The following is a 24130-nucleotide window of genomic DNA, read 5'->3' as shown; positions in this document are numbered from 1 at the left end:
AGTCCCGAGCCCGACTTTTCCGTCGCGGCTCTTCAAGGCTTGTTCCGCCGCCCGCGCAGTCTGCGCCATACTTTGCCCGGAACGTCCAGCGACAGCATAAAGCCCATCGCGATCGGCGAAGCGCCGCCGACGATCGCCGCGCCCAGCCATAACCCGTCGTTGTTCCCGCCGATCAGATACCCCGCCCAGGCTCCGGCCGACGTAATCAGTGCCCAGAAAAAAATCATGACGGCCCAAAAACGGACGGTGGCAAAAAAATCGCGCAGAATTTCGCCCGGAAGCGACCGGAATTCCCGCTTCAGCTCTTCCCGGCTTCGGATCTCTCCCGTTGTCCGTTCCGCGTGTTTCGGCGCCTTCTCTTTCCATGAGCCGCTCCCGCCGTTTTCGCGCTTCGCGTTGTCTTCGTTCCCGTTTCGGTTGTCGCCCATTTTTCTCCTCCGTTCGCGGACGGCGTTCGGCAGAGCCGAAATCCGGCATTCCGGCTTCGCCGTTTTTCGCGTTTCCTCCAGCGTACGACGCCCGGCGCGCAAATACAAATGCTTCACGGCGCAGACGACGCCGAAGCGCCGACCCGAACGCGACAAACAGCCCGCCCCTCGCCGGAAAGCGAAAGGCAGGCTGATACGGGAAGCGGCGTCCGCTTAGCGGCTGCGCACTTCGAACACGGCGAATTTCAAATAATGGCCTTCGTCCACGCCGAGGATCTGCGGATGGTCTTTGCCGGCGGCTCTCCATTCGATCAGGCGCAGCGTTTTGCCCGCGTCGCGCGCCGCTTCCTGAATCGTTTCCAGGAACAGATCCGGACGCATATGGTACGAGCAGCTGGCCGTGACCAGGTAGCCGCCTTCGCTGACCAGCTTCATGCCGTGCAGGTTGATGTCCTTATAACCGCGAACGGCGCCTTTGACGGCCGAACGGGACTTGGCGAATGCCGGAGGATCGAGGATAACGACATCCCAACTGCGGCCGCCGCCGGCCGGCATCGGGACGGACGTGTCGACTTTGGACGTTCCTTCGGCGCGGCGTCTGCGTTCTTCGAGCCCTTTGACGTTCTCGCGCAGATAATCGAACGCGTCGGCCACCACGAATTCCACGCGGTCGTCGAACCCGTTCAAACTCACGTTTTCCCGCGCGCTTTCGATCGCGTGCGCCGAGATGTCGAGGCAGGTGACTTTCTTCGCCCCGTATTTGCAGGCATGCAGCGTAAAGCTGCCCGTGTGCGAGAAGCATTCCAGCACGGTGGCCCCGTCCCAATACGGGAACTCGACCACTTTGCCGTTTTTGTTGACCGGAAGGCGTCCGCCGTCCACGTCCTGCAGCGAGATGCCGCTGCGCTCGCCCCAGCCCGTCATCAGCGGAGCGATCGAAGCGCGGTTCTCCCGCTGGTCGAAGAAGTAACCCGTCTTCTGCCCCTGCTCGATATCCACCTTGATCAGCAGGCCGTTTTCCTCGACCGTCACGTGGCGCGGGCATTCGCCGTACAGCACGCCCGTCGTTTCTTCCAATCCTTCAAGCGTACGGACCGACACGTCGCTGCGTTCGTAAATGCCGGCGGGGCGCATGACCTCGACGAGCGCATTCACGATCTCCGCGCGGCGGCGGTCCATGCCGAGCGTCAGGATCTGCACGACCAGCACGTCCGCGAAACGGTCGACGATCAGTCCCGGCAGGAAATCGGCTTCGCCGTAGACGAGGCGGTAAGCCGTTCCGCCGACGAAGCGGTCTCGATGCCGAAGGCAGTCGCGGAAGCGGGAAACGAAAAACGCTTCGTCCATCGCTTCCACGGCGCCGTGCGACAGCAGCCGGACCGTGATCTGCGAATTGTCGTTGTAATAGCCCGTTCCGAGCGGCTTGCCGCGATGATCGGTCACTTCGACCAGATCGCCGGGAGCCGGATCGCCTTCCGTGCCCGCGATCTCGCTCTTGTAAATCCACGGATGGCCTTCTTCCAGCCGCTTTTTGCGGTTTTTGTCCAATATGACTTTTGCCAAGTTGCTTCCTCCTCAAATTGCCGTCCGCGCCCGAGTGCGGGCCTACAGCTTCAAACCGAGCATTTCCAGCGCCGTTCTCAAGATCGGATGGTTATTTTCGTAGCCCGATTTTTTATGCAGAATCAGCGCTTCTTCCGGAGAAAACCATTCCACGCCGCGGATTTCCTCCTGCTGGGCGCGAAGTTCTCCGCCGAGCGCTTCGACCAGATAATACCGGACTTCCTTGTCCACCAACCCGTATTTTTCGTTCTCGTATTGATAGCGGATAATGTCCACGAGCTGCACGATCCGGCCTTCGATGCCGGTCTCCTCGCGGATCTCGCGCAGCGCCGCTTCGCGCGGCGTCTCGCCCGGCTCCCGCTTGCCTTTGGCCAGCGATACTTTGCCGTAGCGGTCCTGGATCAGCTGGATGTGCAGCCGCCCGCCATCTCTTCGGTAGACGACGCCGCCCGCCGATATTTCCGTTCTGCTCACCGTCTTCTCCCCTTGTCCGTGCTTTGAATCCGCAAACAAAGGGACTCCGCATCTTACGGCGAAGTCCCCCTGCTGCCCGCATCCTGCCCGTTCGTCTTTCGTCCGCCCGCGTCCCGGCGAATCCGGGCTTCAGGATACCGAAGACGCGCGCGCTTCGTCCAGCACGCGCAGCAGCTGGCCGCGGCATTCGTTCGCGCCCGCTTCGACGATTTTGACCCGGCACAGCTGTCCCTGGAGCTCCTGCGAGCCTTCGAACACGACCGTCAAATAGTTGTCGCTGTGTCCGCCCACGAAGCCCTGCGGATACGTTCCTTTTTCGTTTTTCTCCGGAATGACGTCCACGACCTGGCCGAGGAACTTCTGCGCATATTCCAGCTGCATCCGCTCCGACAGCTCGATCAGTTCGTGCACGCGCGCATTTTTCACTTCGTCGTCCACCTGGTCGTCCATCCGCGCGGCCGGCGTGCCGGTACGCTGCGAGTAAGGGAAGACGTGCATTTCGGAAAAGCCGATTTTTTGCATGAACTCATACCCGTTTCGGTACATCTCGTCCGTCTCGCCCGGGAAGCCGACGATGACGTCGGTCGTGATCGCCACGTCCGGCATCGCCTGGCGGATGCGCGCGATTTTCTCGGCGAATTCCGCCGTCGTGTACTTGCGGCGCATTCTCTTCAGCACGGAATCGTCGCCCGCCTGCAGCGGAATATGGAAGTGGCGGCACATTTTCGTGGAGCGGTTCAGAACGTCCAGCATCTTGTCGTCGATCTGGCTCGCTTCGATCGAACTGATGCGGATGCGCTCCAATCCTTCCACTTTGTCCAGCTCTTCCATCAGATCGGACAGGCGGTAGTTTTCCATGTCGTCGCCGTAGCCGCCGGTGTGGATGCCCGTCAGCACGATCTCCTTATAGCCGGCCGCGACCAGCTGGCGCGCCTGAGCCAGCACGCTCTGCGGCTCGCGGCTGCGCGACAGTCCGCGCGACCACGGGATGATGCAGAACGTGCAGAAGTTGTTGCAGCCTTCCTGAATTTTCAAGAACGCGCGGGTATGTCCGTTAAAGCTCGGCACGTCGAGTTCCTCGAACGTCCGCGTCTTCATGATATTGCGCACGGCGTTGATCGGTTCGCGCTTGGCGCGGATCTCGTCCACCAGCGGCAGGATCTTCTCGCGGTCCTGCGTGCCGATGACGAGATCGACGCCCGGAATTTCGAGAATTTCGGCCGCGGACGTCTGCGCGTAGCAGCCCGTCACCGCGACGATCGCGTCCGGATTGCGGCGTACGGCGCGGCGAATGATCTGGCGGCTTTTCTTGTCGCCGGTATTCGTTACCGTGCAGGTGTTGATCAGATAAACGTCCGCCGTCTGTTCGAATTCAACCTGTTCGTAACCTTCTTTTTTGAACAGCTGCCAGATGGCTTCCGTATCGTAGAAATTGACTTTGCAGCCCAGCGTATAAAAAGCGACTGATGGCATTGTTAAATTCCTCCCATTTCTCCGGACTCGTACAGGATGCAGGACAGAGCGGCCATGCCGGCCGTCTCCGCTCTCAGGATGCGTCTTCCCAGGCCGGTGATCTTGGCGCCGGAAACTTCCGCTTCTTCCGCTTCGCGCTCGGTGAATCCGCCTTCCGGCCCGACGACGAGAAGCACCTTCGCTTCCCCTTCCGGCCGCTCTTCCGCAAACGGGCGAACGGCGTCCCTAAGCTGCAGTCCGTCTTCTTTTTCATAGCAAAACAGCACAAGATCGTAATCCGCGAACGTCTTCAGCAGCTGCTTGTACGTCAGCGGCTGGCGCACTTCCGGAATGCGGCTGCGATGGCTCTGCTCCGCCGCTTCCTTCGCGATCTTGCTCCAGCGCTGCAGGCGCTTCTCTTCCTTCTTCGCGTCGTACTGAACGACCGTCCGCTCCGACAGGAAAGGCACGAAAGCATGCGCGCCGATCTCCGTGCATTTTTGGATGACCGTCTCCAGCTTGTCGCCTTTGGGCAGACTCTGGGCGATATCCACGCGAAAACGGGCCTCGCTCCGCTCCGCCATCTCCTCGACTACGGAAGCCGTAACCTCGCCCTGTTCGACCGACTCCAGTTCGACCAGCGCGACCCGGCCCTCCCCGTCGCAGACGATGACTTTGTCGCCGGCTCTTCCGCGCATGACTCTGCCGATATGACGCGCATCCTCGCCGAGGATGCGGACTTTGTTTTCTTCGAACTGCTCTTTTTCCACAAAATATCTCTGCATCGCTCATCCACTTCTCTTCCGTTTTTGACCAAATTCCATCATACACGGTTTGTCTCCCGCTGACCAGTGGACACGGCGAAAAACCGGCATTTCCCGAAGGAAAGCCGGTTGATGTTCGAGCTTGGGACCGCTAAGTGAAAAGGCCGACGCCGAAATCGAACATGGCCTGCGAAATCTCATACACCCAGATCCCGAGCCGTCCGATCGTATTGTCTCTCAGCACCGGGATAAAGACCAGCAGCAGGAAAATGAAAATGGAATACGGCTCGAACTGCTGCAGCTTGCGGCGAATCCGAAGCGGAGCGAGGTCTTCCACGATCCGGTATCCGTCGAGCGGCGGCAGTGGAACCAGGTTGAACAGGAACAGCAGCACGTTCAACTGAATCAGCTTTTCGAAGAAAATATTAAAAGCTTCCGATCCTCTCGACGTCGCGGCAACATCCAGCACGCCGTTCACCAGCAATCCCGCGTAAACGACCGCTCCGATAAACGCGATCAGCAGGTTACTCAGCGGACCGACCGCCGAGACGATAATGCCCATCAGACGCGGACGGCTGAAATTCTCGCGGGTGACGGGTACCGGACGCGCCCAGCCGAAGCCCGCGAGCAGGATCAGCAGGGTGCCCAGGAAGTCGACGTGGCGAGCCGGATTCAGCGTAACCCGCCCCAGCAGCTTGGCTGTCGGATCGCCGAATTTGTAAGCCGAGTAAGCGTGGGCGAATTCATGCACCGTAAAAGCGATGATCAGTACTAGCAGAACAAAGGGCAGCTCCTCGAACGAAAAAGCGAGATATCTCTCCATTTACACGACCTTTTCCGCGATGAAAGCCAGCCAGTCTTCCTCGCGATGCACGTCGCGAATGGTCAGGCCGGCCGCGGTGAGCCCGTCGCGCACGGCCTGCTCCTTGTCTTTGTAAATGCCGGAAGCCAGATACAGTCCGCCCGGACGCAGCGCTTTGACCACGTCGTCGGTGAACAGCAGGATGATCTCGGCGAGAATGTTGGCGACGACGATCTGAACCGGAAGTTCCACGCCGATGTCGTTCGAAGCCCCGTGTCCGCCCGGCGTCAGCACCGACAGCAGATCGCTTTCGCGCACGGTGATCACCTCCGACAGCCCGTTCAGCGCCACGTTTTCCCGCGCGCTCGTCACGGCTACCGGGTCGAGGTCCAGAGCCAGAGCCCTTTTCGCGCCCAGCTTGATCGCGCCGATCGACAGGATGCCGGAACCGGTGCCCACGTCGACGACGTCCTCTCCGCCCTTGACGATGCTTTCCAGCGCCCGCAGGCACAGCGCCGTCGTCGGATGGGTGCCGGTGCCGAACGCCATGCCCGGATCGAGCTCGATGATGCGTTCGCCTTCGGCCGCTTCGTATTGTTCCCATACCGGCTTGATGGTGAGCGTATCGGACACTTTGAGCGGCTTATAGTAAGCCTTCCAGGCCGTCGCCCATTCTTCTTCGTCCACCAGCCTTTTCTCGAAAGTCGGGCTGCCGGTATCGATATCGAAGGTCGCGAGCTCCGCCGTGCGGGCTTTCACTTCTTCCATTACCGCTTCGATGTCGATTTCTTCGGAGAAGTAACCTTTGATCTCGGCGCGGCCTTCGGGAATGTCGTTCAGCGGCTGGTCGAACCATTCGCCGTACGGACGCTCCCTTTTTTTGTTCAAATTGCCCGATTCCTCGATCGAAACGCCGCCGGCTCCCGCTTCGTGCAGAAAATTCGAAATGGCTTCCACCGCTTCCTCGGTCGTATGTATGGTCAATTCGTGCCACAGCATAGTTATCGCTCCTCAATGTTTAACTTTTACGTTCGTTCTATTGTACTATAGACGAAGAGACAGCACAAAACCCTTAACGATGACGAGAAAAGAGGACGAGCGTATGATCTATTGCACGAACTGCGGAGCGCCCTGCCCGGACGACGCCCATTTTTGCGGAAAATGCGGCAAACCGCTGCATGCAGCAGCCGGAACTTCCGAAGGCCAACGCCAAAGGGCCCGAGCGGAACTTCCGGACGAGCGGAGCGAAAAAACGCTGTGGGAAGGCCGGCCTTCCGATCTGGGCGACCAGATCAGGACCGGCCTGCTGATGAACAACGTGCGCTACAAAATTACCAGCCAGCGCTTGATCGTCACCACCGGGCTGGTCGGCAAGAAAACGGAAGAAATCGAACTGGTCCGAGTCAAAGACATCTCGCTGGAAAAAACGGTCATGGACCGCATGATGGGCGTCGGCACGATCCTCGTGCATTCCAGCGATCCGACCGCTCCCGAGGTACGGCTCGAAGACGTCAAAGAAGCGGAAAAGGTCAAAGATCTGCTGCGCGCCGCCGTTCGGGAAGAGAAAGAGCGTTACGGAACCCGCTACCGGGAAGATCTGTAAGGCGGCTTCCCTACCGGAGCCGCGGCTCTGCCGCCGCTCGGGAACGAACGCAAAAAAAAGCCCGCTCTCCGGGAATCGGAGAACGGGCTTTTCGTATGGCCGCTTCGGCTTGCGGTCTGCCGAAGCGGCGAAGGGAAGACCGAAACGTTCGGTCGGATTCTTTTTGCTTTTTACGCTTTGGCGTTCGCATTTTCGGAAGCGGTCGTCTGCACTTTGTGGGCAGGCGCTTCGCGTTTGACGACGACGCGTTTGATAAAGAAAGCCAGTACGAACGCCGCTGCGGTCATCCAGGTCGCGACCACGAACGAGTGGTTGATGCCTTCGACGGTCGCCTGCAGCGTTACGGCCTGCATTTGAGCGGCATCCTGCGGATTCACGCCCATGCTGACCACAAGCTGTTTGCCGACTTCGGCCGCTTTGTTCGACATGATCGACACGAGCAGCGCCGTGCCGAGCGCGCCGGCGATCGTACGCAGCGTATTGGACATCGCCGTACCGTGCGCATTAAGGCGTGCAGGCAGTTGGTTCAGCCCCGCCGTCTGGATCGGCATCATCATCAGCGACATGCCGAACATGCGGATGGTATAGACGGCGATCAAATGACCGTAAGTCGTCGTGACGGTCAACTGGCTGAATTCGTAAGTCGTGACGACCATGATGGCCAGCCCCGCGACCGCCAGCCAGCGCGCGCCGATCTTGTCGAAAATGTAGCCGGTAATCGGGGACATGATGCCCATCAGGATCGCGCCCGGCAGCAGCATCAGACCGGATTCGACCGGCGTGAAGCCGCGGACGCTCTGCAAATACAGCGGAAGCAGAATCATGCCGGAGAACAGAGCCATCGTCGCGATGACGTTAATGACGGTCGTCAGCGAGAAGACGTCGTATTTGAACACGCGCATTTCCAAAATCGGGATATCCGATCTCAATTCGCGGATGACGAACAACAGCAGCGCCAAAGCACCGATTGTGAGCGTCCAGACGACCTCGGCAGCGCCCCAACCTTCGGAACCCGCTTGGCTGAATCCGTACAGGATGCCGCCGAACCCGATCGTCGACAAAATGACGGCCAGCACGTCGAGCTTAGGCCGCGACGTTTCCGTCACGTTGCGCATGAACAGCACGCCCAGAATGATCGACAGAACGCCGAACGGCAGAATCAGATAGAACAGGTAATGCCAATCGTAATGTTCGACCATCCAACCGGACAGCGTAGGACCGATCGCCGGAGCGAAGATCATGGCCACGCCGACGAGTCCCATGGCGGAACCGCGCTTTTCGATCGGGAAAATGGTCAGGATCGTAAACGTCATCAGCGGCATCAAGATACCGGCGCCCGCGGCTTGAACCATGCGACCTGCCAGCAGAATGCCGAACGTATCGCTGAATGCGCAAAGAACGGTACCGAGCGTAAATAAACTCATTGCGGTGATAAACAGATTTCTCGAGGTAAAGCGGGCCATCAGGTAAGCCGTTACCGGTACCATGACGCCGTTGACGAGCATGAAGCCCGTACTCAGCCATTGAATGACGGTCGTCTCGACTCCGAGGTCCTTGGCCATCGTAGGCAGCGCCACGTTCAGCAGCGTCTGGTTCAGCAGGGCGACGAAAGCGCCGATCAGCAGAGCGACCAGAATCGGACCTTTTTTGAGGGTTTGAATGTCTTGCACGGCAGTTTTACTCATGGTGGTTTTCATCTCTCACTTCTTCTAGTTTTTTGATAATTTTGCGGTGTGCCCGAAGCATCGCCTTCACTTCTTCCGGGTCCAGGTCATTGAGACCGGACAAGTAACTGCGATAAGCGTCATCCGCTTCTTCCAACACCTGTTTGCCTTTCGGCGAAAGCTTCAACACGAGCGCGCGCCGGTTATGAACCGGTCGTTCGCGTATGACCAACTCGGCTTTGACCAGACGGTCTATTACGCCGCTGACGGTACTGCTTCCGAGCCGCATATTTTCCGCCAGTTCGCCGAGCCCGATCTCGGGACGATCGCGCAGCGCCTTCAACGTCATCAGCTGAATGCCCGTTACGCCGAACCGGCACGACATTTCCGACATCAGTTGAAAAAAGAGCTGTTTCACTTCGCGGAACGAGTCGACAATCTCATGCAGTTCAATCTCTTTGTTCGTGTTCAAGTGTATCGCTGTCCTTTCTCACCGCCTGAACGTTCTCCTGCGAAATGTTCGCATGTAAATATTTCGTGTACGAATAATTATACTGCATATTTTTTCTGTGTCAAGATTTACATACAACATTTCTGAAAATACGCGCAGGATTTTCAGTGCTTCGCTCCGGTTGTTTTCCTCTCGGGAATCGGTTCGATTCCGCGAGTAGAAGGAAAGCCAAAAGTCGCTCAGCCCTGAAAATCCTGCGCCCTCCCGGTAGGGAGGCAGGCGGCCCCTCCTTCCGGGCCGCCTAGAGGGAGGGCAGCGGCTTCGCCGGCCGCAAGAGCCGATGGCAGCGGCTTCGCCGACCGCAAAAGCGAATGGCGGCGGCTTCGCCGACCGCAAAGGCCAATGGCAGCGGCGAAGTAAAACTTAAAACGGCGAGCAAGAAACTTCTCAAAAATAAAACAGCCGCTCGGCAGAAGCCGAAGCGGTCGGAAATCACAATCAATAAAATTAGTGGTATTTTATATTTAAGCCGGACGCAAAATTCTAATCGTATTTAGCCGAAAAAAGTCGCGTTTAAAAAATAGCTGCATAGAAGCAGTTATTTTCGCCAAAAAGCGAGTTAACGACAAAATAAGTGCGTAGGAGCAGTTATTTCAATAAATTCAGAGGTTTAAGGCGGAAAAAAGTAGAATTAAGTGCTCATATGCAGTTAATCTCTGCAAAAACACAAAAAAAGCCAAAATAAGTGCGGCTGCGCATCTATTTTGGCTTTTCATTTGGACTAAAGGACGCCGGGGCTTCAGAACAGACAAAGCGAACAATCTTCAAGAAAGCCTGACCCATCAAATTCGTCTGTCGAATACCGTTCGCCGCAAGTTCGCTTTATAGGAGACACGAAGCTATCCGTTTTCGGGCCGCGCTGAACCCGCCTTGCCGGGGCAGCGGTGCCGCTATCGGGTCCGCTTCGCGCAGCACGACTGCACCGTCCCACCCCCGCTTCGCTTTGCCCCTTCATAACACGGTTGTCCCGCCGGCTTTCTGCCCCGCCATACCCCCGCTTGGCTTTACACCTCGGCAGCCATGCTGCCGCGCTGCCGCGCTGCCGCTCACTCCACCTTCCACCCCCAGACTCGCCGGGAGGGTGGAAGGTTCCCGGGCCGTCCGTGACGGCAGCTTGCGCCGGGAGAGAACTCCCCTCATCCAATCGACAACTTCAAAAGCAGCAAAAAGCGCCGGAAAGTCCATACGGACTTTTCGGCGCTTCGCGAAAGGGCTGAAGCCGTTCTTAGATTCGGAAAAACACGATCCGCGAAAGCAAACGTGAACTTCCTCTTCCGATTTTGCGGATCAACTGCCTTTTTTCGGTCAACCGCCTCTTTTTCGATCAGCGGCTTTTTTTTCGGTCAACCGCCTCTTTTCCGATCAGTCGCCGCGAAAAGCGCGCTTCATCTTGTCGAAGAAGGACTGGTCCTGCTCGTGCGTATGCTCGCCGCTGAGGCCGGAGAACTGGCGCAGCAGGTCTTTCTGCTCGTCGCTCAGCTTGCTCGGAGTCACGACGACCACTTTGACGTGCTGGTCGCCTTGTCCCGTTCCGCGCAGGCGGGGAACGCCTTTGCCTTTCAAACGGAAGTACGTGCCGGTCTGGGTGCCGGCCGGGATCTTCAGTTTGACCTTTTCGGTCAGCGTCGGAATTTCGATCTCGTCGCCGAGCGCCGCCTGAGCGAACGTCAGAGGCACTTCGCAGAAGATGTCGTCGCCTTCGCGGTCGAAGAACTCGTCCGCTTTTACCCGGATGACGATGTACAGATCTCCTGCCGGGCCGCCGCGCAGGCCGCCGTCGCCTTCGCCGGTCATGCGCAGCTGCGCGCCGTCGTCCACGCCCGCCGGAACGCGGATGTGTACTTTACGCTGTTTTTTCACATGGCCGCTGCCGCTGCACGTCGAACATTTTTCCTTGATGATCTTGCCGCTGCCGCCGCAGTTCGAGCAGGCTCTGCGGTTGACCATGCGGCCGAAAGGCGTGTTTTGCACGACTTCCTCCTGCCCGCTGCCGTGGCAGACGGAACAAACTTCGGGCTGCGTGCCCGGCTTGGCGCCGCTGCCGTGACACGTGTCGCAGCTTTCGGTACGGGGAATGTTGATGTCCATTTCTTTGCCGAAGACCGCTTCCTTGAACTCCAGCGTCATCGTGTACTGCAGGTCGTTGCCGCGCTGCGGCGCGTTCGGGTTGCGGGTTCTGCCGCCCCCGCCGCCGAAGAACATGTCGAAAATGTCGCTGAAACCGCCGCCGCCGAAATCTCCGCCGCCGAAACCGCCGAAGCCCTGATTCGGGTCCTGGTGGCCGTACTGGTCGTACTGGGCACGCTTCTGGCTGTCGCTCAAGACGTCGTAGGCCTCTTTGACTTCCTTGAACTTCGCTTCGGCATCGTCCGCCTTGTTGACGTCCGGGTGATACGTGCGCGCCAGCTTGCGGTAAGCCGACTTGATATCCTGATCGCTCGCGCCCTTTTCGATGCCGAGCACCTCGTAATAATCGCGCTTGTCCGCCATCGCTGCACTCCAACTCCTTTATGCTGAATAATCGTTCCTTTATAACCCAAGAAAAGGGAAGCCCGGTCCGGGATGACCCGGCCTGACCTCCCCCAGCCGGCCCGGCCGTCTCTGGACGGACGGGCACACATGCTATTCACGTGAATCGCCGCTGGCGGCGATTAGTCTTTCTTGTCTTCGTCCACGACTTCGTAGTCGGCGTCGACCACGTTGTCGCGGCCCTGCGAGGAAGCCCCGGCTTCCGGACCGCCGGCTTCCGCGCCTTCGCCGGCAGCGTTAGCCTGCTCGTACAGCTTCACGGACAGCTGCTGAATGATCTGCGTCAGCTCTTCGGTCGCGGATTTGATTTCGTCCACATTGTCGCCTTCCAGCGACTTTTGAACTTTCTCTTTGGCCGCGTTCGCTTTTTCGATCTCCGAAGCGTCGACTTTGTCGCCCAGGTCTTTGATCGTTTTGTCGACTTGGTATACGAGCTGATCGGCGTTGTTTTTCGTTTCGACCAGTTCTTTGCGCTTTTTGTCTTCTTCGGCGTGCATTTCGGCATCCTTCATCATCTGTTCGACTTCCGCGTCGCTCAGGCCGCTCGAAGACGTGATGGTGATCTTTTGGCTCTTGCCCGTGCCTTTGTCGGTCGCCGATACGTTGACGATGCCGTTGGCGTCGATGTCGAACGTAACTTCGATTTGCGGCACGCCGCGCGGCGCCAGCGGGATGTCTCCCAGCGTGAAGCGTCCCAGCGTTTTGTTGCCGGCCGCCATTTCGCGCTCGCCCTGCAGGACGTGGATCTCTACGCTAGGCTGGTTGTCGGCATACGTCGAGAACACCTGCGATTTGCTTGTCGGGATCGTCGTGTTGCGCTCGATCATTTTCGTGAATACGCCGCCCGCCGTTTCGATACCGAGGGACAGAGGCGTTACGTCGAGCAGAACCACGTCTTTGACGTCGCCTGTCAGGACGCCCGCTTGAACGGCCGCGCCGAGAGCGACGACTTCGTCCGGGTTAACGCCTTTGTGCGGATCTTTGCCGGTCAGCTTCTTGATCGCTTCCTGTACGGCAGGAATACGGGTCGAACCGCCGACGAGAACGATCTTGTCGATGTCGTTCGAGGACAGGCCCGCATCTTTGAGCGCCTGACGGGTCGGAGCGAGAGTGCGCTCAACGAGCGTCGCCGACAGCTCTTCGAATTTCGCGCGGGTCAGGTTGACTTCCAAGTGCTGAGGCACGCCGTCGACCATCGTGATGAACGGCAGCGAGATCGTCGTCGTCATAACGCCCGACAGTTCTTTCTTCGCTTTTTCCGCCGCGTCTTTCAGACGCTGTACGGCCGCTTTGTCCTTGCTCAGGTCTACGCCCTGCTCTTTTTTGAATTCGGCTACCAGGTAGTCGATGATGACTTGGTCGAAGTCGTCGCCGCCCAGGTGGTTGTCGCCGCTCGTTGCTTTAACTTCGAAGAAGCCGTCGCCCAGTTCCAGGATCGAGACGTCGAACGTACCGCCGCCGAGGTCATAGACGAGAATCGTTTGATCTTCGGATTTTTCCAGACCGTAAGCCAGGGCCGCGGCCGTAGGCTCGTTGACGATCCGCAGCACTTCGAGGCCCGCGATTTTGCCCGCGTCCTTCGTGGCTTGGCGCTGCGCGTCGTTGAAATAAGCCGGAACGGTAATAACCGCCTGCGTCACGGATTGACCCAGGTAAGCTTCGGCGTCGGATTTCAGCTTTTGCAGAATCATGGCCGAGATTTCCTGAGGCGTATAGTCTTTGCCTTCGATCGTTTCTTTGTGCGTCGTGCCCATGTGGCGTTTGATCGACGCGATCGTGCGGTCCGGGTTCGTGATGGCTTGGCGTTTCGCCGTTTCGCCGACGATCCGCTCGCCGTCTTTTTTGAAGCCTACGACCGAAGGGGTCGTACGCGCGCCTTCCGGGTTAGGGATGACGACGGCTTCGCCGCCTTCCATAACGGCTACGCAGGAGTTGGTGGTGCCAAGGTCGATACCGATTACTCTACTCACAGTGAATATCCTCCTCAAAAGGTACGATTGATTTTAAAGTTGCGATATATGGACGCGTTTCTCCCATGTTTCGGGTTCTACGCTCTATCATAACGGTTTGGGGCGCGTTTTCAAACTCGCCGGTCAGCCGCTGACTTTTACCATGGCCGGACGAAGCACTTTATCTTTCAGCATGTAGCCTTTTTGAAGCTCTTCGACCACGATGCCTTCTTCGTACTCGTCGCTCTCCACCTGCATGACCGCTTGATGGAATTCCGGATTGAAAGGCTGTCCGACCGTCTCCATCGCCGTCAGGCCTTCCGCCTGCAGCACGTTCTCGAACTGGCGGTGGATCATCTCCACGCCTTTCACGAACGATTCGGAGCCTTCGCCTTCGGGACGGGTGTCCAGAGCGCGGCTGAAGTTGTCGATGACCGGAACGAGCTCCGTGATCAGCTTGGCCGAAGCGTACTTGCCCAGTTCTTCCTTTTCGCGGATGGTGCGCTTGCGGAAGTTGTCGAAGTCGGCCTGCGAGCGCGCAAGACGCTGCATATAGTCTTCGGACTGCGCGGTCAGCGCGGCAATTCGTTCCTGCAGCTGCTCTACGCTCATATCGGAAGTCGAAGCCGCTCCCGCCTCCGCTTCTTCCGTCGTTTCTCCGGCTGTTTGTGCATCCTGCTGTTCTTCCGTGATTTCGGCTTCCGTTTCCGGATGGTTCGATTGTTCTTGACTCAAGATGCGTTCACCTCCTTGTATGGATCGCACGGGTGCTTATCGGGCTTCTGGCCTCGCAAGTCTTTACCCGTAAAAATAATAAATACCTCGGCGCATGCGCAAACGACGCGCGGCCTGGACGAATCCGCGCCTGCATCCGGCGCCGTCCGGATGACGGGAACTTCGGCCGGCTACGCGCCGTAACGCCCCGTCAGCGCGCGGCTCATGGCGCGCGACAGCAGATCGAGCGTGCCGATTACCTTCGCGTACTCCATGCGCGTGGGGCCGAGAATACCGATCGTGCCGAACGATTCCCCTTCGAGCGAATAGGTCGCCGTGATCAGGCTGCAGTTAACGAAAGCCTGATGCACGTTCTCGCTGCCGATTCGTACCTGAATCCCTTTGTGTTCGGAGTTCAGCAGACGCGTCAGCGTGGGCGTCTCTTCCAGCAGATCGAGCACGGTCTTCAGCTTGCCGATATCCTTGAACTCCGGCTGGATCAGCATATTGGTCGTCCCGCTGAGGAACACCTTCTGATCCTTGCCGGCGGCAAGGGCGTCGTCGAGCAGCTGCATCAGCTTCTCGTAATGATCCGCATGACGCTGGATTTCCTGCCCGATTTCCGAATACAGCCGCGCTTTCAGCTTATGCATGGGCACGCCGGCCAATTTGGCGTTGAGCAGGTTCGCCATCACTTCCATATCGGAAGCGGAGACGCCTTCCGGAATCGTAACGGTCTTGTTCTCGACTTCGCCGGTGCTGGTGACAATGATGGCGACCGCCGTCGTCTCGCTCAGCGGAAGCAGCTGAAAATGGCGCAGCGAGGTATTGAACATTTCCGGTCCGAGCAGAATCGACGTATAGTTGGTCATCGTCGCCAGAATCGTTCCGGCATGCTGAATGACTTCCTCCACGGCGTTCAAATTCTCGGCGGCCAGCTGTTTGAACAGTTTTAAATCTTCCGCTTTCAGCGGATTCAAAGGCGCCAGATGATCGACGTAATATCGGTACCCCTTATTGGAAGGAATCCGCCCCGCCGACGTATGAGGCTGTTCCAGAAAACCCAACTCTTCCAAATCCGCCATTTCGTTGCGGATGGTTGCCGGACTGAAAGCCACATCGCCCCGCTTGGAGATGCTGCGGGACCCTACCGGTTCGGCAGAACGGATGTAGTCGTCCACAATGGCGTTCAAAATCATGCTCTGACGTTCGCTTAACACGAGATCCCCTCCTGTCCGGATCGATAAGAGTCCATCGGAACCTTCTTCCGTTAGCACTCTATTCAAATGAGTGCTAAACTCTACTACAAAAATACCAAACCGGACTCCGCATTGTCAAGTTCGGTTTGGCGGGTATGCGCGTTTTTCGACGTTCGGATTCGGACGCTCAGCCGATCATTTTGAGGACGGCGATTTCGTCGCAGCGATCGCGCTTGGGACAGTGAATGCAGTCGGTCCAGACTTTTTCGGGAAACACGTCCATCGGAACGACGGTAAAGCCGTTTTTTACGAAAAACGAAACTTCGTACGTCAGCGCCATGATTTTCGGGATGCCCTGTTCGATCGCGAGCTCGATCAGACGGTCGACCAGTTTGGAACCGACTCCCTTGCCCTTGTTGCCTTCCATAATGCCGAGCGAGCGAATCTCCACGAGATCCGGACCCAGCAAACAGAGCGAACCGCATCCGATGACCTTTCCGTCTTCCTCCGCCACGACGAAATTATCGATCTGGCGCCGCAGCACCTCCCTGGAGCGCGGGAGCATGATCCCCCTGCGGGCATATTCTTCTATCATCAAATACAGCGGTTCTACGTCTTCCAGGTTTGCTTGTCTGCATACAACGGTAACGGCGGGCATCGGCCGTTCACCTCCCTATTTCGTTCGCGACGCATGCGCGCCGGATTTTCGTTCAAGATTTGGATTGGATAAATATACATCAATGCGCATAGTTTTTCAATACCTTTACACAGGGAAAACAAATTTTTTTGGCGTTTTCACATCCGACGCGCATAGAGCTTTGTTTACCCGTTCTTTCGCCTTCGTAACAGCAGGAAAGCAGGATAAAAGACGGCGAAGCGGCCAAAAAAACAGGTAAAACGCAAAAAAAAGACCGGCTTTCGCCGGTCCTTCCGTCCGTTATTCGATTGTCTTTTATTCACCGGACCGCTCCCTCCGGCGCTCTACCTTCCGGCCGGACTCGAGTTTCTCGTTCGGAACCGTTACGCGCCCACCGTCAAATAACCGATGAATTCGCCGAATACGTCATTTCCGAACAAAATTCCTTTTTCGCTCAGCTTGTACCCTTCGATGTCGGTCCGGCGCTCGATCAGCCCGAGGTCCGTCATTTTTTTGAGCGGCGCGGCGAACATGTCTTCCACCGGCACGCCGAATTGTTCGCGGAAACGCCCGCTCTCCATGCCGTCCAGCATGCGCAGTCCGACCATCATGAAGTCTTCCATCGCTTCCTCGCGCGGCACTTCGAATTCTTCGAGCCTAGGCAGCCCTTTGAACGCGGCTTCGTTGTAAGGGTTCACGCCTTTAACGTTGATGTGCCGCTTGCGGCCCACGTATCCGTGCGCGCCCGCGCCGAACCCGTAATAATCCTCGTTTTTCCAATACGTGATGTTGTGGCGGCTTTCTTTGCCCGGCTTGGCGAAGTTGCTGATCTCGTACTGCTTATAGCCCGCGCCCCGCATCCGGTCCATCAGCAGCCTGTACATCGCCAGCTCGTCGTCTTCGCTCGGAAGCGGCAGCTTGTTTTTCTGAAACAGGGTATGGAACAGCGTGTTTTCTTCGACTTTGAGACTGTAAATGGAATAATGCGGCAGCCCGAGCTCCAGCGCTTTCGTCACGCTCTCGTCCAGCATCTCCACCGTCTGGTTCGGCAGGCCGAACATCAAGTCGATCGACAGATTGTTCAAGCCGGTCTTCTGCGCATTTTCCAGCGAGCGGTATACGTCGTCCGTATTGTGGATGCGTCCGATCTCGCCGAGCAGCGTATTCTGAAACGCCTGCACGCCGAAGCTCACCCGGTTCACCCCGCCGTCCTTCATAACTTTCATCTTGTCCAGGTCGGTCGTACCCGGGTTCGCTTCCATCGAAAATTCGATGTCGTCGGCCCAGTTCGGGAAGTGCTTGCGCACGGAACTCAGGAAAAAGGCCATTTCGTCCGGCTTGAGCACGGTAGGCGTGCCGCCTCCCACGAAAATGGTCTTGATTACGCCCGGCGGCGTGATCGCCACGGTCTGCTCCATCTCCCGATCCAGCGCCCGCAAATAATCCATCACCGGCTGGTCTTTGAGCACATAAGAGTTGAAGTCGCAGTAAAAGCATTTGTTGGTGCAAAACGGAATATGGATATAAACGGCTTCCGGCGCCTTGGCCGGGATCCGAGTGTGTTCTGTCGTCATGGTAAAGCCTCCTAGTACCTGTATAAGGCGCGGCGTCGGGCGAGAGGCGCTGCGGAAAAAGCGAACTTCCGCCGATGCCGTACGTACACGTTTGGATAGATAAAACAACGGCCTGGCGCTGGCTGCGCTTCTTCTTGAATCGACATCAAGTTTTATGGCGGCTTACGCGAAATTTCCGATAATCTTCAAAAAGGAAAGCCGCGAAACGGCTTTCCTGAGTCAGTCGCTTAAAATTAAATTCCAGAATACCGAAGCGGCACCTGCAGTCTTAAGCCTCCGAGCGAAAAAGAAGCTTATTCGTCCAGCTTCAATACCGCCATGAACGCTTCCTGCGGCACTTCGACGTTGCCGACCTGCTTCATGCGCTTTTTGCCTTCTTTCTGCTTCTCGAGCAGCTTGCGCTTACGCGAGATATCGCCGCCGTAACATTTGGCGAGGACGTTTTTGCGCATCGCCTTGACGGTCTCGCGCGCGACGACTTTCGTGCCGACGGACGCCTGGATCGGCACCTCGAACATCTGGCGCGGAATCAGCTCGCGCAGCTTCTCGCAGATGACGCGGCCGCGCTGGTAAGCGCGTTCCCGGTGCACGATGAACGACAGGGCATCGACCTGTTCGCCGTTGAGCAGAATATCCATTTTGACCAGATTGGACTTGCGGTAGCCCGAAACTTCGTAGTCGAACGAAGCGTATCCTTTCGTGCCGGACTTCAGCTGGTCGAAGAAGTCGTAGACGATTTCGGACAGCGGAATCTGGTACGTCAGCGTAACGCGGGTCGTGTCCAGATATTCCATGTTCACGAACTCGCCGCGCTTGTTCTGGCACAGCTCCATGACCGTGCCGACGAAGTCGTTCGGCACGATGACCGACGCCTTGACGTACGGCTCTTCGACGTATTCGATGCGGCCCACTTCCGGGTAGTGCGACGGGTTGTCGATCGAAATTTCGGAACCGTCGGTCAGACCCACTTTGTAAATAACGCTCGGCGCGGTCGTGATCAGGGCGATGTCGAACTCGCGCTCGATCCGCTCCTGGATCACGTCCATGTGCAGCAGGCCGAGGAATCCGCAGCGGAAGCCGAAGCCCAGCGCGCTGGACGTCTCCGGCTCGAACGTCAGGGAAGCGTCGTTCAACTGCAGCTTCTCGAGCGCTTCGCGCAGATCGTTATAATCCGAAGACTCGATCGGGTACAGGCCGCAGAAGACCATCGGGTTGATCTTGCGATAGCCCGGCATCGGTTCGAGCGTCGGGTTTTTGGCATCCGTAATCGTATCGCCGACGCGCGTGTCGCCGACGGTCTTGATGCCGGCCACGACGAACCCGACGTCGCCGACGTTCAGTTCGTCCACCATCGTCATGCGCGGCATGAACGCCCCGACTTCGATAACTTCGAACGTCTTGTCCGTGGCCATCATTTTGATTTTGGAGCCGGCTTTAATCTTGCCGTCCAGCACGCGGATATACACGATGACGCCTTTGTACGGATCATAGTGGGAGTCGAAAATCAGCGCCTTGAGCGGCTCGTCCGGATTGCCGGTCGGCGCCGGCACCTTCTGCACGACCTGCTCCAAAATTTCCTTGATGCCGATGCCCGCTTTGGCGGAAGCCAATACGGCGTCGCTGGCGTCGAGCCCGATGACGTCCTCGACTTCCTGCTTGACGCGTTCCGGCTCGGCGCTCGGCAGGTCGATCTTGTTGATGACCGGCAAAATTTCCAGGTTGTTGTCCAGTGCCAGATAGACGTTCGCCAGCGTCTGCGCCTCGATGCCCTGCGCGGCGTCGACGACCAGCAGCGCGCCTTCGCACGCGGCCAAGGAACGCGACACTTCGTACGTGAAGTCGACGTGTCCCGGCGTGTCGATCAGGTTCAGCAAATATTCTTCGCCGTCGTCGGCTTTATACGTCAGCCGGACCGCCTGCAGCTTGATCGTGATGCCCCGCTCGCGTTCGAGCTCCATCTGATCGAGCACCTGCTCCTGCATCTCGCGGGAAGTCAGAGCGCCCGTATATTCGAGAATCCGGTCGGCAAGCGTCGATTTGCCGTGGTCGATATGCGCTATAATGGAAAAGTTCCTTATTTTCTTCTGTCTTGCCGCAATGTCAGTCATTCCTTACCTCCGCCTCGATTTAAGACTCGATTATACAAGCCGAATCAATCCATACATTATAGCAGTTGGGAGAAATCCCAGCAATCCCGCAGAAGGGCGAAACATGCCCCGCAAGCCGATTTTGCAAAAATAACCTTCTAAAATATCGCAGAACGGTTGCTTTTTGAGCGCTGTCATGCTAAGATACTTTAAGTTGTGAAACTTTCGATGTTTCGTATATGCTTTACAGGAGGTGAATGCAATGCCTAATATCAAATCCGCCATCAAACGCGTAAAAACGAACGAGAAACGCCGTGCGCTTAACGCTTCGCAAAAATCCGCACTTCGCAGCGCAGTAAAAACCGCTACGACAGCGCTGGAAAGCAATGATGTGGAAACTGCACAAGTTGCAGTTAAGAACGCTTCGCAAAAGCTGGATAAAGCCGTAACTAAAGGCCTGATCCACAAGAACGCGGCAGCGCGCAAAAAATCCCGTCTCGCTAAAAAAGCGAACGCCCTGAAAGCTGAACAAGCCTAAGGTCTTCGCACTTTGCGATATAACACCACTTATGAAACCCCGAAATCCGCGAGGAGATCGGGGTTTTTAAGTTTTTCGGCAGGTTCTTCGCCCGGGCGGCAAAAGACTGCGTCCGCCGCGGCATCTCCCCTGCTTGATCCGCGGGGCGCAGGCCCGAAAAGCCGGAAGCTCGTTCGCCCCGGCTTTCTTGAGTTCCCGTTCCTCTTCTTCTCTTCGACCGCGTTCAAACTCCGAGCTTCAGCAAAAACATTTCCAGCCCGAACACCTTATCGACCGCGCCCGTCTTGATTTCATGGTCCAGTTTGGCGATCGAAGCCAGAATGCCCCGCAGCCTCGCCGTATCGAAACGCCGCGCTTGTTCGGCCGCGATCTTGACGGCGTACGGATGCAGGCCGAGCTGTCCGGCCATCTGCTGCTGCGAATAGTTTTGCCCGGACATTTCTTTGACCTGAAGCATGATGCGGAATTGGCGGGCGATCAACGACACGATCTTGATCGGCTCTTCGCGCTGCTTCAGCAGGTCGTAGAATACGTTCAGCGCCTGCTGAAGCTTCAAGTTTGCAATATGCTCGACGAGGACGAACACGCTCTGCTCCGTCCCGATCGCCACCAGCTTCTCTACGTCGCTCGCCCCGACCGTCCCTCCGCTGCCCGCGAACAGCGACAGCTTTTCGATCTCCGCCGACAGCGAGCCCAGCGAGGTCCCCGCCCGTTTCAGCAGCGCATCCACCGCATCCGAACCGATCGACACCGAATTTTTCCCGAACTGCTTCGTTACCCACCCGGACAGTTCCGTCTCGCTCATCGGCGCAAAAGACAGAACCGGAGCCGCCGCTTTGAACGCTTTGACCACTTTTTTGCGTTCGTCGAGCTTCTCCGCGTAGGCGAGAAAGACGAGTACGCTGTAGTCCGCCGGATTGCCCAGATAATCGAGCAGCTTTTCCACTCGATGCTCGACCTTCGCCGATTCCTTGCCTGCCGTAAAAAGAGCGCTGTCCCGCACGACGATCAGCTTGCGTTCCGCCAGGAACGGCGCCGTCTCCGCTTCCTCGACCACCAGTTCCACCGGCGTTTCGGCCAGGTCGTAACGCGCCACCGCGAATGCCCGCTGATCTTCCGCGATCAACTCGTTTTCCAGCATCGCGACGAATTCCTTCATTCTATATTTTTCGGTTCCGTAGCAAAGATACAAGGGCGATACTTCTCCCCCGCGAATTTGCTTGACCGCCGTTTTTAAATCCATAGTCCTTTTACCTCTTTCCGTTCTGCCCTCCGCCTGACGCATCGGGCGCTTTGAACGGAGCGGCCGCTGGGGCCGTACTTCTCCGCCGTTACCATTGTACCGGATTGCGGCGAAAAAGACACCCGGTAAGCGGAAAGCGAAACGGACGAAAAGCAAAAAGACCGGCCAGAGGCGCCCTTTGTCCGCCGGCGGCGGCACTTCGGACGGTCACGGACCGGTCTTCGGTTCATTTTTTATTTTCCGCCCTGTTCGAGCGTCGTTTCTTCGACTTTCCATGTTCCCTGTCCGGTCGTTCCGTCCGGCTTGGCCAGATCGTACGTAAACGTCTTGCCGTCGGCGGACCATACGCCCCCGATCACGTCGCCGTCCACCTTCCGGTTTCCAAGCTCTTTCGTGCCGCTGCCGTTAAGAAGCTTCAGCACGTTTCGGGAGTAAGTGACCCGATAAGTGCCGTTCGGCGACTTCCATTCGGAAGGAGCAACCGTCAACCCGTAAATTCGGCTGTCCGCCTCCCGGTTCTCCGCGGATTCCGAACTTCCTTCTCCTTGCCCGGCACTCTCCTCGGACTTCTGTGCAGGATCTTCTTCAGAAAAAATTCCCATGCTCTCGTTCGGCAGGGCTTCTTCGTCCGAAGCGGACGGCGGGGAAGCGGATTCCGGAGCCGGATCGGTCGCAGCGTCTTTTTTCTCCGTCCCCTTCGGTTTGGCGTTCGCCGAAGAATCCGGCTTTTTTTCGGTTTTCGCTTCGGATTTTGCTTCGGGTTTTGCTTCGGGTTTCGTTTCTGTCTTTTCTTTCTGCGTCTGCGTATTTCGGGCAGTTCCGTCCTGGGTGCCGCCTTCGGACTCCTGCGACCGGTTAGGGTCCGCCGAGTCTCTCGGCGTCTCTTTGCTCGAAGGCCCTTCGGATTTCGAACCGGAAGCATCCGAACGTCCGCTTTCGCTCTTGCCGGACGGCTGCGGCACGGACGACTCTTCCGGCGGCGCCGGAGTCGGTTCGGCCGTGTCCGGCGAATCGGCTTCCGTTCCCGGCCGGGTTTGAGTTCCGCCCTGCGCCGGCTCGCTATCCGGTTCCGCTTGGCGGCTGCCGGATTCCGTATTGACGTTCGGCTGGATCGCCTTCGCTTCCGTGCTCGGATCGGTTCCGTCCGCCGCCGCATCGCTCTCCGTCTCCGAACCCGCCGAAGGCACAAGCGTATCGTCCGTCGTGCTCGTAACCGCCGCGCCGGTCGTCATTTCCGCGTTCGGCATTTCCTTCGGTTCGTAAGTGGCGACGAAAATGCCGAGCACCGCAGCCGCAACGGCCGTGCCGCCGACGGTACGCCCGAGCGCCGAGCGCCAGAAAGAAGCCGGTCTGCGCCGATTCGGCGCTTCTTCTCCGAACATCCGCTTGCTTTCCATTTCGGACAGCATCTCCGGCGCCGCCTTCGGTTCGGCGGCGTTCGCCGCACGGTTGATTTCGTTCAGGCGCGGCAGGATCGAATCGACCAGACTGATCGGCGGCTGCACGTCGGGCAGCGATTCCAGCTTATCGGATAACCCTTTAAGGAATTCGAAATCTTCTCTCGCTTCCGGAGAGTCGCCGAGATGACGGAACAATTCTTCCGTTTCTTGTTCGCTGAGGTCATGGTCGAGGTAACGGTTCATATATTCCAGCGCTTCTTCGCGTCTCATCTACAGCGCACCTCCTTTCTGATAATCTTGCAGCAGCTGCTGAAGCTGGCCCCTGGCTCTGAACAGATACGATTTTACCGTATTCAGGGGCAGATCGAGGCAACCGGCGATTTCGTTGTACGACATATCCTGCACGTACCGCAGGACGACGACCGTTCGGTGATGCTCCGGCAGGAGGTTGATCGCCCGGTCGATATCTTCGCGGGTGTAGGCCCGCATGACTTCGCCTTCGACGCTGTCGTGCCCTTCGAACACCATTTCATGCTCTTCGATCGACACCGTAGGTTTTACGCGTCTGAATTTGTCGATACAAATATTCGTCACGATTCTCTGCACCCAGGTCTTGAACAGCGCTTTTTCTTCGTAGGAACCGATTTTCGTGTAAATGCGGATCAGCGCTTCCTGGGCTGCATCCATCGCGTCCTGTTCGTTGTTCAGCGTATAATAAGCCGTCTTGTACACGGCCGGTTCAATCTCTCGCAATAGGGTGATGAGAGCGTCGCGATCGCCCGATTGAGCGGCTCTGATGAGTTCCTGCTCGACCACTAAGGGTCCCCCTCTCTTGCACCTTTTCAGACGAGTCTTCTCTCCGAAAGGTTGCGTTCTTTTTCTCTTTTCGTAAAAAAATTGTTTCAAATTAGGTTGAGCGCTTTCTCTCTGCTGTCCGAACCGCCGGGTGCCGCCATTCCCGGTCCGAAGCATATCTCCAACCAGTCTACCAGAAACGCA

General features: G+C 57.6%; 21 protein-coding genes. 2 read left to right on the top strand and 19 right to left on the bottom strand.

The features are described from left to right. Nucleotides 1–32: 32 nt before the first annotated feature. The 7 genes from GYN08_RS00760 to prmA all read right to left on the bottom strand — a co-directional run bounded on the left by GYN08_RS00760 (nucleotide 33) and on the right by prmA (nucleotide 6482). Complete coding sequence (locus tag GYN08_RS00760; protein ID WP_166271567.1) at nucleotides 33–584, bottom strand: hypothetical protein; 552 nt, start codon at nucleotides 582–584, stop codon at nucleotides 33–35. A gap of 57 nt (nucleotides 585–641) precedes the next feature. Beyond that, nucleotides 642–1991 (bottom strand): class I SAM-dependent rRNA methyltransferase, encoded by a 1350-nt coding sequence (locus GYN08_RS00755; RefSeq protein ID WP_166271565.1) that lies wholly within the window; start codon nucleotides 1989–1991, stop codon nucleotides 642–644. Between the two features lie 42 nt (nucleotides 1992–2033). Further along, nucleotides 2034–2465, bottom strand: coding sequence for an NUDIX hydrolase (locus GYN08_RS00750; protein ID WP_166271563.1), 432 nt, complete (start codon nucleotides 2463–2465; stop codon nucleotides 2034–2036). Between the two features lie 129 nt (nucleotides 2466–2594). After that, entirely contained in the window at nucleotides 2595–3938 is a 1344-nt protein-coding gene (gene mtaB, locus GYN08_RS00745; protein WP_166271561.1) for a tRNA (N(6)-L-threonylcarbamoyladenosine(37)-C(2))-methylthiotransferase MtaB, read from the bottom strand. A gap of 2 nt (nucleotides 3939–3940) precedes the next feature. Beyond that, nucleotides 3941–4702 (bottom strand): 16S rRNA (uracil(1498)-N(3))-methyltransferase, encoded by a 762-nt coding sequence (locus tag GYN08_RS00740; protein ID WP_166271559.1) that lies wholly within the window; start codon nucleotides 4700–4702, stop codon nucleotides 3941–3943. 130 nt (nucleotides 4703–4832) lie between these two features. Beyond that, complete coding sequence (locus GYN08_RS00735; protein WP_166271557.1) at nucleotides 4833–5504, bottom strand: site-2 protease family protein; 672 nt, start codon at nucleotides 5502–5504, stop codon at nucleotides 4833–4835. Further along, nucleotides 5505–6482 (bottom strand): 50S ribosomal protein L11 methyltransferase, encoded by a 978-nt coding sequence (gene prmA / locus GYN08_RS00730; protein ID WP_166271555.1) that lies wholly within the window; start codon nucleotides 6480–6482, stop codon nucleotides 5505–5507. It abuts the gene before it with no gap. 103 nt (nucleotides 6483–6585) lie between these two features. Between prmA and GYN08_RS00725 the strand changes: the two genes are divergently transcribed. Next, the gene (locus GYN08_RS00725; protein ID WP_166271553.1) at nucleotides 6586–7086 is read left to right on the top strand and encodes a PH domain-containing protein; all 501 of its coding nucleotides are present in this window, start codon (nucleotides 6586–6588) and stop codon (nucleotides 7084–7086) included. Nucleotides 7087–7256: 170 nt separating this feature from the next. On the opposite strand, the gene GYN08_RS00720 is transcribed toward GYN08_RS00725, so the two are convergent. From GYN08_RS00720 to lepA, 9 genes are all read right to left on the bottom strand, one after another. Next, complete coding sequence (locus GYN08_RS00720) at nucleotides 7257–8783, bottom strand: DHA2 family efflux MFS transporter permease subunit (protein WP_166271551.1); 1527 nt, start codon at nucleotides 8781–8783, stop codon at nucleotides 7257–7259. Further along, on the bottom strand, nucleotides 8764–9222 hold the full coding sequence (locus tag GYN08_RS00715) for a MarR family winged helix-turn-helix transcriptional regulator (RefSeq protein WP_166271549.1): 459 nt from the start codon (nucleotides 9220–9222) through the stop codon (nucleotides 8764–8766). Before GYN08_RS00715 ends, GYN08_RS00720 begins: the two co-directional genes overlap by 20 nt. Before the next feature lie 1401 nt (nucleotides 9223–10623). Then, a complete protein-coding gene (gene dnaJ / locus GYN08_RS00710) occupies nucleotides 10624–11751 on the bottom strand; it encodes a molecular chaperone DnaJ (protein WP_166271547.1) in 1128 nt (375 codons plus the stop codon). 161 nt (nucleotides 11752–11912) lie between these two features. Continuing rightward, on the bottom strand, nucleotides 11913–13760 hold the full coding sequence (gene dnaK / locus GYN08_RS00705; protein WP_166271545.1) for a molecular chaperone DnaK: 1848 nt from the start codon (nucleotides 13758–13760) through the stop codon (nucleotides 11913–11915). A 123-nt stretch (nucleotides 13761–13883) separates the two neighbouring features. Beyond that, a complete protein-coding gene (gene grpE, locus GYN08_RS00700) occupies nucleotides 13884–14474 on the bottom strand; it encodes a nucleotide exchange factor GrpE (protein WP_206023562.1) in 591 nt (196 codons plus the stop codon). Between the two features lie 170 nt (nucleotides 14475–14644). Then, nucleotides 14645–15673: a heat-inducible transcriptional repressor HrcA gene (gene hrcA, locus GYN08_RS00695; RefSeq protein ID WP_166271543.1), complete on the bottom strand. Its 1029-nt coding sequence runs from the start codon at nucleotides 15671–15673 to the stop codon at nucleotides 14645–14647. A 166-nt stretch (nucleotides 15674–15839) separates the two neighbouring features. Further along, entirely contained in the window at nucleotides 15840–16310 is a 471-nt protein-coding gene (locus GYN08_RS00690) for an N-acetyltransferase (protein ID WP_166271541.1), read from the bottom strand. 362 nt (nucleotides 16311–16672) lie between these two features. Continuing rightward, nucleotides 16673–17863: a radical SAM family heme chaperone HemW gene (gene hemW / locus GYN08_RS00685; RefSeq protein ID WP_166271539.1), complete on the bottom strand. Its 1191-nt coding sequence runs from the start codon at nucleotides 17861–17863 to the stop codon at nucleotides 16673–16675. A gap of 293 nt (nucleotides 17864–18156) precedes the next feature. After that, nucleotides 18157–19971 (bottom strand): translation elongation factor 4, encoded by a 1815-nt coding sequence (lepA, locus tag GYN08_RS00680; protein ID WP_166271537.1) that lies wholly within the window; start codon nucleotides 19969–19971, stop codon nucleotides 18157–18159. Between the two features lie 241 nt (nucleotides 19972–20212). Here lepA and rpsT point away from each other — a divergent pair, with 241 nt between their 5' ends. Next, a complete protein-coding gene (gene rpsT / locus GYN08_RS00675) occupies nucleotides 20213–20488 on the top strand; it encodes a 30S ribosomal protein S20 (protein ID WP_166271535.1) in 276 nt (91 codons plus the stop codon). Between the two features lie 223 nt (nucleotides 20489–20711). Here the strand turns inward: rpsT and holA are convergent, their stop codons facing one another. The 3 genes from holA to GYN08_RS00660 form a co-directional block, all read right to left on the bottom strand. Next, nucleotides 20712–21731: a DNA polymerase III subunit delta gene (gene holA, locus GYN08_RS00670; RefSeq protein WP_166271533.1), complete on the bottom strand. Its 1020-nt coding sequence runs from the start codon at nucleotides 21729–21731 to the stop codon at nucleotides 20712–20714. A 233-nt stretch (nucleotides 21732–21964) separates the two neighbouring features. Next, nucleotides 21965–23401, bottom strand: coding sequence for an anti-sigma factor family protein (locus GYN08_RS00665; protein ID WP_166271531.1), 1437 nt, complete (start codon nucleotides 23399–23401; stop codon nucleotides 21965–21967). Further along, a complete protein-coding gene (locus GYN08_RS00660; RefSeq protein ID WP_166271529.1) occupies nucleotides 23402–23947 on the bottom strand; it encodes an RNA polymerase sigma factor in 546 nt (181 codons plus the stop codon). Nucleotides 23948–24130: the final 183 nt, after the last annotated feature.

This window comes from Saccharibacillus alkalitolerans (assembly GCF_011090185.1).
GTDB lineage: Bacteria > Bacillota > Bacilli > Paenibacillales > Paenibacillaceae > Saccharibacillus > Saccharibacillus alkalitolerans.
The sequence above is the reverse complement of the archived record's forward strand: the minus strand, read 5'-3'. Positions and strand labels throughout refer to the sequence as shown.